Here is a 12,937-nt window from a genome sequence, read left to right on the forward strand (position 1 = left end):
TGATATTTAATACAATAGCTTTCGTGACCGAAAAGTCATTATGGTGACCATTTAGTCAGAAGGTGATCAATTGGATACTAAACAGCACATCATGAATACAGCTTTAATACTGTTCTCAGATCATGGGTTTAATGAAACATCTGTCCAGCAAATAGCACAAAAGGCAGGTATTTCTAAAGGCGGTTTTTATAATTATTTTTCTTCTAAACGGGATTTAATGCTGGAAATGATTGATGAACATCACAGCAAAATTATTAACAGTACCCATCAAATAGATGAAACAAATCACAATTTAGCTGCGTATATACAACACGAGATGACAGCATGGATGGAACACCAGCCTTTTATACATGTGATGTTGAATGAGTTTCAACCAAAAAAGGATCCACAAATAAATAAAAAAATGGATGAGCTACATGTTACGCTAACACAGAAACATAAAGAGATATTCTATCTGTGTTATGGAGATAAAATAAAACCATTTCTTACCGATATGGTTGTCATTTTAGAAGGTATGCTGAAAGAGTATTTGTTATATATGTTTATCCAACAAACCCAATTTGACGTCCAACAATTAAGTAATTGGATATGTCATCACATCGACAGTATTGTTAACAACCTTCATGACATGGATCCTTTTTTACACGAAACGCAAAACGAGACATTTGAAAGTGTGTTAAAAGATTTAAAAGCAGCAATTAAGCAAAAAAAGCTTCCTAATCAAGATAAACTCTTAGAAGTAGTGAAAAAGATAGAACAGGAAATCGATAACCATTCACCATATTCTATCACCGCTGAAGTATCACTACACTATTTAAAAGGCGAAGAAACGATTCATACAAACGTATTAAGACTAGAGCCTTTGTGCAAACAAGGGGGTAATTAAATGAATCAAGAAGTAAATTCAACAGAAATAAAAAGGATACCCATCGTCGCTGTAATGCTCGTTGGTGCTTTCGTAGGGATATTAAATGAAACTCTACTAGCAACTGCATTACCAAGCATTATGGAGGATTTTGGTATCGCAGAAAACCAAGTACAATGGTTAACGACTGCCTTCTTATTAACCAATGGCGTCATGATACCAATATCGGCTTTCTTAATTGAACGATTTACGACTAGACAGTTATTCATAACCGCTTTGAGTATCTTTGCATTAGGTACATTTATTGCATCGATTTCTCATGCATTTGAATTACTATTAGTAGCGAGGGTCATTCAGGCTGCCGGATCCGGTATCATGTTACCGCTAATGATGACGGTTATGTTGAAAATATTCCCACCAGAGAAACGTGGAGCTGCAATGGGGATGGCTGGGATTGTTATTTCCTTTGCACCTGCAATCGGACCAACACTTTCTGGTTGGTTACTCGAATATTTCTCTTGGAGAGGATTATTTTATGTCGTATTACCAATTGTAATTATTGCCATTATCATCGCTACGATATTTGTTAAAAATGTAACAGAACAAACCTATCCAAAGATTGATATTCTTTCAATTCTGTTATCATCATTTGGATTCGGTGGTCTGTTATATGGATTTAGTAGCATCAGTGGCGGTCATGGAGGTGGTGAAGCCAGTGCTCAAATTAACGGTCAAGCGGTAGCAATTATTATAGCTGGTGCAATAATCATTACCTTGTTTATTATCCGTCAAATGAAATTAAAACATCCAATGCTTGAATTTCGTGTATTTAAATACTCGATTTTCTCCTTGTCCTTAATCATTACAATGATTGTACTGATGGCACTCATTGGAGCTGAAACCATGTTGCCTTTATACATGCAAAACACAAGAGGTTTTACCGCTTTAGAATCTGGACTAATGCTATTCCCAGGTGCGATTGTAATGGGAGTTATGTCTCCTATAACCGGTATGTTATTTGATAAGTTTGGCGCGAAATGGTTAGCAGCAATTGGTATGACCATTGTAACAATTACGACTTTCTTATTTACGAGTCTAGAAATGGATACAGCCTATAGCTTCCTTGTTACGATCTATGCCATTCGTATGTTTGGCCTTTCATTAGTGATGATGCCTGTCATGACTGCAGGGTTAAACCAGCTACCACCAGAATGGCATCCACACGGGACAGCAATGGCAAACACGATGCAGCAAGTTTCTGCTTCCATTGGAACAGCAATATTGATTACCGTCATGACTTCTGCTGCAACCAACTATCAGCCGGATCAAGCGGCATTACAAGGTTTATCAGAAGCAGAAGCAATGAACCAAATTGCTAGTAATGCAGCAATCAGTGGTTACAATACCGCTTTCTGGATCGCAACGATCTTATCGATTATCGGTCTCTGCTTATCACTATTCTTAAAGACAAAAACACAAACAGAACAAGCAAATAAGGAAGCAGCTTAAAGATTTGGGGGGATGACATTGGTTCATCCTCCTATTTTTTACAAATCCTTTCTAAATTATCCCCCATCAATTGGAAATCATGTTAAAATAGGCTATGTATGATTACATATAGGGAGGAATAACTGGAAATGAAAGACAACATAACAAAACCATTAGGATTTGGCGAAATTTTAGATCAAACGTTTCGTATTATCAAATCCAATTTTAAATCTTTATTTACTATTACCTTTTTAGTAATGGTACCGTTGTTTGCGCTACAAGCTTTTATTTTAGCGTTAAGCGGACGTGATTTTATTATTAGCGGTGACCCAGGGCAAAGTCTCGTTGATCAACTGGTTACAGGTGCTGACTCTGTTGTCAACACCACCCTACAAGAAGACTTTATTTCCATGTTCGTAGATCTGCTAATGGTGTTTGCCATCCCGGTTCTTGCAGGTGCCATTACTTGGGCAGTCAAAAACGCCAGAGAAGGGAAAGACATATTTGCGAAAGAAATGATCAGTAAAACGTTGCCACGATATGGGCCGCTTCTGGGAAGCACCATGCTTTTTGGTCTTATCACATTTGGTATACTCTTACCTTGTTTTTTTGTAATTGGTTTTATAAGTGTTTTTCTCTCGTTCATACACCCTATTTTGACTTTTGGGTTTGTAATGCTTTCTTCTTTAGGTATCTTTATAGGTGTAGGTTTACTCTTAACAAAGTGGAGCTTATACTTACCCGCTGTACTCTTTAACAACGTCGCACCAGGATTATCGAAGAGTTGGCGCCTGACAAAGAAACAAACATGGAAATTCTTTGGCTTATTTATTGTGCTTCTGATTATTACAACCATTATTAGCGGGATATTACAACTACCACTTATCTTTTTAGGAAACAGTGTGTTAGCACATTTATTAACCAACATCATTTCCTTAATATCTTCAATCGTGTTTACCGTTGGTTATGCTGTTATGTATTTTGACGCTACTGTTAGGCAAGAAGGTACCGACTTACAGGAAATGATTAAAGAATACGAAGTGACAGAAGAATCGTAAAGGAGATCGGCAATGTCATCTTTTCGAACGGAGCAAGATCAGTTAAACGACATTTTAAGTAAGCAAGAATATCAAGTCTATTATGAGGATAATCGCAGTTTTTTAGAAAGAATATGGGATCGTATATCAGACTGGATCGGCGACATTCTCGCTCTATTATTTGATTCCTTTGAACCTTCTGCGACAACTGGTAACCTGATTATTATCCTCATTATACTGATTGTTTCATCTGTAGTGATATTTGGTGTGATCGCTTTGGTCATGTTCACAGTGAGAAAAAGAAAACTATCCAATCAGCAGCCAGTTGTAAAGCATGATGAATTAGCTTGGAGCTATCACGAACATTTGCACGCTGCCCAAGATTTTGAAACACAAGCTGATTTTCGCCGTGCCACAAGGCATCAATTTCTAGCGTTGTTGTTAATCTTTGATGAGTATGGTTATTTACAAGCAAATCAGTGGAAAACCAATTGGGACTATTACGATGAACTGAAGCGAAGCAATAAAACACTAGCAGTAGACTTTTACAATTTAGCCTTATTATTCGAGAAAGTCACCTATGGTGAACAATCCATCACGGAAGATGATTATCGAAAGTACAAGGCCGAAACGAGTAAATGGATAGATTCCATTTTGCGGCAATCAGACCCAAAAGAAATAGGTGAACGATAATGTTTGGAAAAAAAAGAAGCTGGATCTTTGGAATCTTATTTTTTCTTTTGCTTATCGTAGTCAGTGTATTCTCGACTAGTAATACACCAGAAGAGTATCCGCCTTATCTGGTCGAGTCGCCATCCCCAACAGGACTTAAGGCGCTTTATACATATTTAGAACAAAATGGGCATGATGTTACCCAAGAAGAAGCACTTCCCACGATGACAAAAGAAACATTAAGGGTATTAGTTAATCCACCAGTGTTTACAGATCAACAAACCGAAAATCACTATCTCGATTATGTAAGACAGGGTAATACTATCGTGCTCGCCAAAGAAAATCCGGATGGACTCTTTAATCTGAAAACAGAATATGCATTAACCGGATCAGAGTCAGAAACAACAGAAGCTGACTATCAAGGTGAAAAGCTGGAAGTGCTCCAAAACAGCTTTGTCCGTTTGGCGGCAAACGAGGATGACAACGTGCTGCTAGAGGATGATGCTGGTGCACTTGCGATCGAACGGCATATTGGCGAAGGTTCCTTAATTGTACTTTTAGAGCCAACCTGGCTTACAAATGATCAAATTACCAAGCATGATCACACGTCTGCAGTATTTAACCTGATCCCATTCAAAGAATCAGGACCAGTTATTTTTGATGAATATAGTTTAACGAAGACAGGTGGCCTTGTATCTCATTTTGAATTATATCCAGGCTGGGCTTATGTATTATTGATTCAAGGTATCATCATGGCGATTTTTATCCTATGGAATCAAGGTAAACGCTTCGGACCGATTTACCCTGTTCGAGAAGAAACAGTCCGTTTAAGTAATGAACGGTTAAGAGCGATCGCAATTTGGCAAGCAAAAGGTAAAAATTATTACGCATCGCTCGAATACCAGCTTGACTATCTAAAAGAAGTTATTCGAGAAAGATATGGTATACCTTATCAGCAAAATTGGACGGAAAGATTAGCTGGGATAGCAGGCAAAACAGATGCTATTTCCACCAAAGAATTAGATTATATTGCTCAAGGAATTGAAACCATTTTAGCCAGAAAATCGTTAAATAAACAAGAGTATCTTTCTTGGTCTGCAAAAATAGACAAAATACGAGAAGAGGTGGAGTAACGATGACTTCAAAGATTTCGTCATTATTAGAAAACTATGAACAACATATTCTTGGTCAACAGAAAAATTTACGATTATTATTAGCGGCTGCTTTAGCTGGTGGTCATGTATTAATAGAAGGGGTACCGGGGACAGGTAAAACACAAATGGTAAAAACATTAGCTAAGTTACTTGATAGTGACTTCAAACGTGTACAGTTCACCCCCGATTTATTACCGAGTGATATCACAGGAAGTGCTATCTATAATATGAAAGAACATGACTTTCAAACTTTAAAAGGCCCGATATTTACAAATGTTTTGCTAGCAGATGAAATCAACCGTACACCTGCTAAGACGCAAGCATCCCTATTGGAAGCCATGGAAGAAAAACAAGTTACCATTCAAGGAGATACTTATCGATTACCAGATTTCTTTTTTGTTGCCGCAACACAAAATCCTATTGAATTTGAAGGAACGTACCCATTACCTGAAGCACAGCAAGATCGCTTTTTCTTCAAACTCAAGGTCCACTTCCCTAGCTTGGAAGAAGAAATTTCTGTCTTACAAATGGTAATCGAGAAACAATCCAACCCCTTGGAGATTCGAGCGATGTTCTCCAATGATTCATTACTAGAAATTCAACAAAAAGTTCAAGAAGTAAACATTAGTAACGAAATAGCTGATTATATTACGAAAATTGTTCGTAAAACACGTGAACTGGAACATATTCAATATGGAGCAAGTACTCGTGCCGCGATCGCAATAGCAAAAACAGCACAAGCTTGGGCCTATCTTGATGAACGTGACTATATAACACCGGATGACGTCAAAACAGTAGCTATTCCTAGTTTACGTCATCGTGTTCAACTATCTCCATATGCAGAATTGGAGGGATCTGATATCGATGAAACGATTCAAGAGCTTGTGGGATCGGTTGCTGTTCCGAGATAAAGGGATCATTCCTACATACAAACTGATTACCTATTACGCCCTTTTCACCTTAGCTATGTTTGTTCTATCAATCTGGCAATTTTCGTGGCTGTTTCTAGGAATAGCCACGCTACTAATGATCAGTCTATTAATCATAGATGCATTCCTACTACCTAAAAAAGAAGACATAGAGGTAGCTCGGACAATAGCTGACGAAATGGAGCGTTATGCGAAACAAATGGTAACCATTCATTTTCACAATCGCACAAACGACACATATACCGTTCGGTTAATAGATGGAATACCTGAGTCATTTCAAACTATTTTTCCAACCAACCAGTTGATTCCAAGCGGAAAATCGGTTGCTATTTCGTATGAGATCTTTCCTCAAATAAGAGGAAAATATCAAATTGATACGTTATATATACGTTTAAAAACAAAAATGGGACTCTGGGAGAAACAAATTACATATCACCTGTCTGATGAAGTAAAGGTTATACCTAATTTATCAGAGACCAAAAAATATTTAGCAAGTGCTCAGAAATATTTATTGCACGAAGGCATCAAAATTCGAAAAGTTCGTAGTGGTGTTGGGGAATTCTCAAAGGTTAGGAGCTATGTTGTTGGTGACGACCCTCGTAAAATAAATTGGCGTCAATCTGCCAAATTACAAGAGATGATGACTAATGAATATGAACCGGAGCATGGAAAAAGTGTTACAATCTTACTTGATTGTGGTCGCATGATGGGCGTTGAGTTAGAAGAAGGAAACCGGTTGGAAAAATCGATTGAAGCGGCAATTACGCTCGCAACAGCAGCGTTGCAAAACGGTGATCAAGTATCTGTGATCGCATTTTCAAAAGAAATTAAAGCAGTTGTGCCTAGTGGAAAGGGATTAGAACATTTAGATACCATTTTACAAACGATATATGCCCTAGAAGTAGATGCACAAGAATCCAACTATGCGCTTGCTATCCAGCATGCCCAGTCGATCCAACGAAAACGTAGTATGATTGTGCTCTTCAGTGATGTGCAAACATTTGTGAATGAAGATTATCAACTATTTTATATGAAAAAAATAAGAAAGAAACACCTTTTTGTCATGCTAGGCATTGAAGATCGACTATTACAAGCACAAATAAAGATGAAGCCAGAAGACACTATTGCGGCAATGGAAAAAAGCATGGCACAAAAACAGTACATCAACCAAAAACAAGTGATGAGGAAATGGGAAAAGCATGGATTACCCATGCTCGAAGCACCTGCTGAACGGTTAGCAGTCACTTCTGTTTCCCATTATATTGAAACATTAAACCGTGGATTGTTGTAGAGCTCTTTTGCGTAAAAGAAAATGACCAATGATCATGTAAGCAATCAGACCAATAGCGGTCGTAACTGCTACAGCATATTTCATCTCTAACGAAATATCAGCAGGAGTGATAAACCCTTCGATGGTACCAGCGATTACAAATAACGGGATCGTTCCTAGCATCAGTTGAACGGACCTTATTGTTTGGGTCTTTAACTGGTACCCTCTCGAATGCTTACCAGGTACAAACAATTTGTATCCCATTAAAAGACCTGCACCACCTGCGATAAAAATAGCAACTAACTCAATGATGCCATGTGGGACAATATAAGCCCAAAACACATATGAATTGCTATAGTTGAAAAATAGTCCTGCAATTGCGCCAACAATAATACCGTTATAAATTAATACATATACCGTCAATAGTCCGAATGTGATGCCACCGGCAAAGGCTAGAATACCGACTCGAATATTGTTAATCATAATTTCTGTCGACATAACAGGTGCATCAACAGCTGCCGGATCTTCGCCGAGCGATTCAGGATCAAATGACTGTGCCATATTTTCCGGTAGGATACCATATAAATGAGCTGGATTTTCGACTACAGCGAAAAAACTCGCAATACCACCAAAACAGAACAAAAGCATGGCAATCATAATTGCCTTCCATTGTTCCACTAATAAACCTACAAATTTGCTGGAAATGAAATGATAGGCTTGTTTCCATGAAGAATGCTGGGATTGGTATAATATGTTGTGTGCTTTTCCGACTAGTTCATTTAAGTAATTTGTTACATCTTCATTTGGGAAAAATGTCTGACTATAAGATAACTGTCTGGAAACTTTCTGGTATGTATGTTGAAACTCTTCGATAATCTTGCTGGACTTTTGCTTTGGTAATTGGTTTATCAGTTTTTCTAACCGTTCCCAGTCTTGGCGATGCTGTTTGATGAATTGATTTAATTGCATATAATCACCTTTTTTTCTAGCATTTTACTTTATTATAATAGAAAATAGACTTAATGAACAGTATAGAAAGCTACTGTTCTTCTGAAAAAGTGACAGGAAAGAGGTTAAACATGGAACAAGAACAGTTAAAAGTAAAAACACCCGAATATGTTTCCTTACAATTTCAATTAGCTGGTTTAGGATCGAGAGCTGCTGCCCAGATCATTGACTTCACCCTTATTTTTTTAACACAATTATTAACGATCTTTCTTTTAATACTAGCGTTTAATAATAGTTTCAGTGATTTATTTTTAGGTCATCTCGATAGTATTCTGTTAGTTATTCTTATCATTATTATTTATTTATTTCACTTTGCTTACTTCATTTTCCTTGAATACTACTGGGGAGGACGAACAATTGGCAAAAGAATGTTAGGTATCCGTGTTATTCAGGAAAACGGACATAATATTACTTTTCTTTCGAGTATCATTCGCAACTTTGTCCGACTGATAGATATGATGCCAAGTGCGTATCTAGTTGGTATAATCATGATTTTTTTTCATTCTAAACATAAGCGGTTAGGAGATTTAACAGCAGGGACGATTGTTGTACATGAACGACGGAAAAAGTCACTTAAACAATCGCCACTTGAAAAATATATCCAGCAACAAGGGATTCGAAAAGAAGATTTACAATTAGAACCTTATCATTTGAAGCAATTTAATCAGAAGGATTGGCAGCTTTTACAGACCTACGTACATCGAATTCTTCATATGGGTATACAAGAAAAAAGAACGCTAACAACGAAAGTCAGTGAAATTCTCTTGCCAAAAATTGAAGATCAGATGCAAAACAGTACCAAAAGTAACGAAGAATGGTTATTACTACTTTATTTACATCTAAAAGATGAGTGGGAATACGTTTTATAGAAATTCCCCACTCCATGAGACACGCTCTTCCTATTCATAAGAAAAACCGGGAAAGCCCACACGGTCCTGTCCAAAGTAGTTATTTTGACATGAATAATAGGCATAACAACCGCTGCGGCTTGCCCACTTCGCTTTCCGTGGGGCGTGTCTTCAGCTAACTTTTGTAAAGAAGATCGCTTTACAAAAGTGGATCTTCAGATCACGCTGATCCCACAGGAGTCGAAGTGGACGCCTACGCTAAACAACGGTCTACATTGTTTTAACGTATGGACATTACGTCTTTTATTTCACATTGTATAAAACCTTAAAAAGTTAACTGTCACATACGTTGTAGAGCTGCTTTATAGCGGAGGCCGTCCGCTTCAACTCCTGTGGGAACTGTTTTACCTGAAGATCCACTTTTTCAAGCGGTTTTTGCTTGGAAAAGTTAGCTGAAGGTAAAACCCCACGGAAAGGGAAGCGGGCAGCCGGAGCAATGCTTTCCGTCTACATATCATTTCAAAATGACCACCTATGATACAAAACACTATCATGACGCGTATTATATACTTTCCTTATAAATAAAAAAGGATAAAAACCCGTGATAAGGTTTTTATCCTTTTTCTTAATTATTATAATGGACCGGGGATCCTGGTCCTAGGTCTATTCCTAATAGTATCCACGCGATTAACATTAACGTCCAAATGACAAAGAAAAAGATGGAATACGGGAACATGGTTGAAATGAGGGTACCCATTCCCATTTTCTTATCATATTTTTGTGCATAAGCGATAATTAAAGCAAAGTATGTCATTAATGGCGAAATAATATTTGTTGACGAGTCCGCAATACGATATGCCATCTGTGTCAATTCCGGAGAATAGCCGAACTGCATCATAATTGGAACAAATATAGGTGCCATCATTGCCCATTTTGCTGTCGCACTTCCAATAAAAATATTGATAATACCAGCAATAATGATGAAAACAATCAATAATGGAATACCAGTTAAACTAATACTGTCTAAAAATTCTGCACCATACACACCAATTAACATGCCTAAGTTAGATTCATCGAAAAATGCCACAAACTGACCAGCTGCAAAGGACAGAACAATGAACAGTCCCATTGTTCCCATTGAATCTGATAGGTGGTTAGCAACATCTTTATCATTTTTAACATTCTTCGTTACAATCCCGTATACAACACCTGGTATAAAAAACAGAATAAAAATAATCGGCACCAATGAACTCATAAATGGTGAAATGATAATAGCTCCATCTTCACCGCGTAATGGCGCATTTTCAGGAACAATTAAAAAGGATACGGCGATTAAGCTAATTAATAATGATAATGCAGCATATGCTAAACCTTTTTTCTCAACCTTTGTTAAGTCAGTTGCTTCTTCTTTATAGGAACCTGTATAAGCACCTAGCCTTGGCTCTACTAGCTTTTCAGTTACAAATGTACCTACTAATGTTAGCAGAAATACTGATACAATTGTAAAGTAATAATTCATTAAAATATTCATGGTTTCAGCATAAGCCTCATCTGTTGTTGCCGCTATCGTCATTTCACCTAGTAATGGCTCCAATGCAGTTGGGACAAGGTTGGCACTGAAACCTGCTGACACACCAGCAAAGGCAGCAGCAAGACCTGCTAGTGGATGACGACCTAACGCAGCAAAAAGTACTGCACCTAGCGGAGGCAAGACAACATATCCTGCATCTGTCGCCATGCTAGACATAATCCCCGCAAACACTAAACCTGCTGTAATTAATGGCTTCGGTAATGCTAAAACAAATGCACGCAACCCAGCACTAATTAATCCAGTACGTTCTGCTAAACCAATCCCAAGCATCGTGACAAGAACAACCCCGAGTGGAGCAAAGTTAATGAAATTATCTACCATACTTGTAAAGATATAAGTGATTCCTTCTGTATTCAATAGATTTTTAACCGTTATTTGCTCATCTGGATTACCCGGATGTTCTACAGAAACACCTAAACTTGACACAACTGCTGATGCTATCAACACGATAAATGCTAAAATGACAAAAAGTGTCACAGGGTGTGGTAATTTATTGCCTATATATTCGATTCGATTAAGGCTTCGTTGGAATAAGCCTACTCTTTTCTTTTCTCCCATTATCCATCCACCTCCATAGTTAAACAATAATAATTTTCAGAAAATTGAAGCTATTTTCCAAAAAGACAAACTACATTATAAGGGGAATTGGTGCAATTTCAAAGAGGATTAAAAAAAGTTCTAATTTTAATAATTTTCAAAACAATCTTTTTGAAAAACAAAAAAACCTCCTACTAATAATTAGGAGGCTCTATCTCAGCTAGTTTTCATCAAATAACTAGTTGCTTATCTCATCTCTTTACCAGCAATTACCGGTTGTGCTTGCGTGTTTGTTTCTAAATTCATATCTACTTTTAGTTTTTTTCTGCGTGACGTAACTTTTTCAATTGCAGATAAAACTAGAAAAGTAAGCAGAATAGTTAGAGAAACCATGTATAAAGAAGTTACCATAGTCAACTATCCCCTTTCCTAAAAAAATTGCTTCATTTATTAATGAATTCAAGTATATAGTACCATATATTATCTATTTGTAAACATATTTTGCGAAATTCTTTTAAATTCTTTTTCATTCTCCGCATTTTCCTCATATGCTCTAAATTTGCTATTCATCTTTAATCAATAGAAATGCGCTAATATCAACATTTTTATAAAATAATTGAATATTTATTCACCTGTTTTAGAATTTTCTGACAACTTGAATCTTATCTGTGCTAAGATACGTATATACAAATAACCTAACACAAAGGAGTTGAATGGAAATGAACAATCATGAAATTGACTTTCAATTATACGGAGACGATATGCAGTTTGTCGAAGTCGAGTTAGATCCACAGGAAACAGTGGTTGCTGAAGCTGGGAGTTTAATGATGATGGATAGTGACATCTCAATGGAAACGATTTTCGGGGACGGGTCTTCCAATCAAGGAGGACTGGTTGGTAAATTGCTTGGTGCTGGAAAGCGAGTTATTACAGGTGAAAGTTTATTTATGACAACATTTACGAATCAGGGTTCCGATAAAAAACATGTCTCCTTTGCTTCCCCTTATCCAGGGAAAATCGTACCAATGGATTTAAGTGAATTAAACGGGAAAATTATATGCCAGAAAGATGCTTTCTTAGCTGCTGCTAAAGGAGTAGCTGTAGGTGTTGAATTTCAGCGCAAAATGGGGACTGGATTCTTTGGTGGAGAAGGTTTTATCATGCAAAAGTTAGAAGGAGATGGCATGGCATTTGTTCATGCTGGAGGTACCATTCATAAGCGTGAGTTACAACCAGGCGAAAAGCTACGTGTCGATACTGGATGTTTGGTTGCTATGACTGGTGATGTGGATTATAACATTGAATATGTTGGTGGTATCAAAACAGCACTATTTGGTGGAGAAGGGATTTTCTTTGCAACTCTATCAGGACCAGGAACTGTATGGGTGCAATCATTACCATTCAGCCGTCTTGCCAGTAAAGTATTTGCTGCACTACCTGAGAAAGGTGGAAATAAAGGTGAAGGTGGTATTGGTGGGGTATTTGACTTATTTAATAAGTAACCTCGGCAATAACAAAGCATTCATAATTACCATACG

At 37.3% G+C, this 12,937-nt stretch carries 12 protein-coding genes; 9 read left to right on the forward strand and 3 right to left on the reverse strand.

The features are described from left to right. Window positions 1-70 precede the first annotated feature (70 nt). The 7 genes from D569_RS0109060 (at window position 71) to D569_RS0109090 (ending at window position 7,436) form a co-directional block, all read left to right on the forward strand. Window positions 71-886: a TetR/AcrR family transcriptional regulator gene (locus D569_RS0109060; protein WP_018932096.1), complete on the forward strand. Its 816-nt coding sequence runs from the start codon at window positions 71-73 to the stop codon at window positions 884-886. After that, window positions 887-2,374, forward strand: coding sequence for an MDR family MFS transporter (locus D569_RS0109065; protein ID WP_018932097.1), 1,488 nt, complete (start codon window positions 887-889; stop codon window positions 2,372-2,374). Window positions 2,375-2,502: 128 nt separating this feature from the next. Beyond that, window positions 2,503-3,411 carry a hypothetical protein gene (locus D569_RS0109070; RefSeq protein ID WP_018932098.1) on the forward strand — a complete coding sequence of 303 codons (909 nt, stop codon included), beginning with the start codon at window positions 2,503-2,505 and terminating at the stop codon, window positions 3,409-3,411. 12 nt (window positions 3,412-3,423) lie between these two features. Next, entirely contained in the window at window positions 3,424-4,083 is a 660-nt protein-coding gene (locus D569_RS23615) for a DUF4129 domain-containing protein (protein ID WP_018932099.1), read from the forward strand. Further along, window positions 4,083-5,195, forward strand: a complete 1,113-nt coding sequence (locus D569_RS22740; RefSeq protein ID WP_018932100.1) for a DUF4350 domain-containing protein — start codon at window positions 4,083-4,085, stop codon at window positions 5,193-5,195. Before D569_RS23615 ends, D569_RS22740 begins: the two co-directional genes overlap by 1 nt. Window positions 5,196-5,197: 2 nt before the next feature. Next, window positions 5,198-6,127, forward strand: coding sequence for an AAA family ATPase (locus D569_RS0109085; protein WP_018932101.1), 930 nt, complete (start codon window positions 5,198-5,200; stop codon window positions 6,125-6,127). After that, complete coding sequence (locus D569_RS0109090) at window positions 6,081-7,436, forward strand: DUF58 domain-containing protein (protein ID WP_245548496.1); 1,356 nt, start codon at window positions 6,081-6,083, stop codon at window positions 7,434-7,436. Before D569_RS0109085 ends, D569_RS0109090 begins: the two co-directional genes overlap by 47 nt. Here D569_RS0109090 and D569_RS0109095 read toward each other — a convergent pair. Beyond that, window positions 7,416-8,384 carry a stage II sporulation protein M gene (locus tag D569_RS0109095; protein WP_018932103.1) on the reverse strand — a complete coding sequence of 323 codons (969 nt, stop codon included), beginning with the start codon at window positions 8,382-8,384 and terminating at the stop codon, window positions 7,416-7,418. The genes D569_RS0109090 and D569_RS0109095 overlap by 21 nt on opposite strands. A 110-nt stretch (window positions 8,385-8,494) precedes the next feature. Here D569_RS0109095 and D569_RS0109100 point away from each other — a divergent pair, with 110 nt between their 5' ends. Continuing rightward, entirely contained in the window at window positions 8,495-9,292 is a 798-nt protein-coding gene (locus D569_RS0109100) for an RDD family protein (protein WP_018932104.1), read from the forward strand. 604 nt (window positions 9,293-9,896) lie between these two features. Here the strand turns inward: D569_RS0109100 and D569_RS0109105 are convergent. Together D569_RS0109105 and D569_RS24345 are read right to left on the reverse strand one after the other, a co-directional pair. Further along, on the reverse strand, window positions 9,897-11,420 hold the full coding sequence (locus tag D569_RS0109105; RefSeq protein ID WP_018932105.1) for an AbgT family transporter: 1,524 nt from the start codon (window positions 11,418-11,420) through the stop codon (window positions 9,897-9,899). Between the two features lie 225 nt (window positions 11,421-11,645). Beyond that, a complete protein-coding gene (locus tag D569_RS24345) occupies window positions 11,646-11,810 on the reverse strand; it encodes a hypothetical protein (RefSeq protein ID WP_018932106.1) in 165 nt (54 codons plus the stop codon). A gap of 308 nt (window positions 11,811-12,118) precedes the next feature. Between D569_RS24345 and D569_RS0109115 the strand changes: the two genes are divergently transcribed. Then, entirely contained in the window at window positions 12,119-12,901 is a 783-nt protein-coding gene (locus D569_RS0109115) for a TIGR00266 family protein (protein WP_018932107.1), read from the forward strand. Window positions 12,902-12,937: the final 36 nt, after the last annotated feature.

Origin of the sequence: Gracilibacillus lacisalsi DSM 19029, assembly GCF_000377765.1 — a bacterium.
Lineage (GTDB): Bacteria > Bacillota > Bacilli > Bacillales > Amphibacillaceae > Gracilibacillus > Gracilibacillus lacisalsi.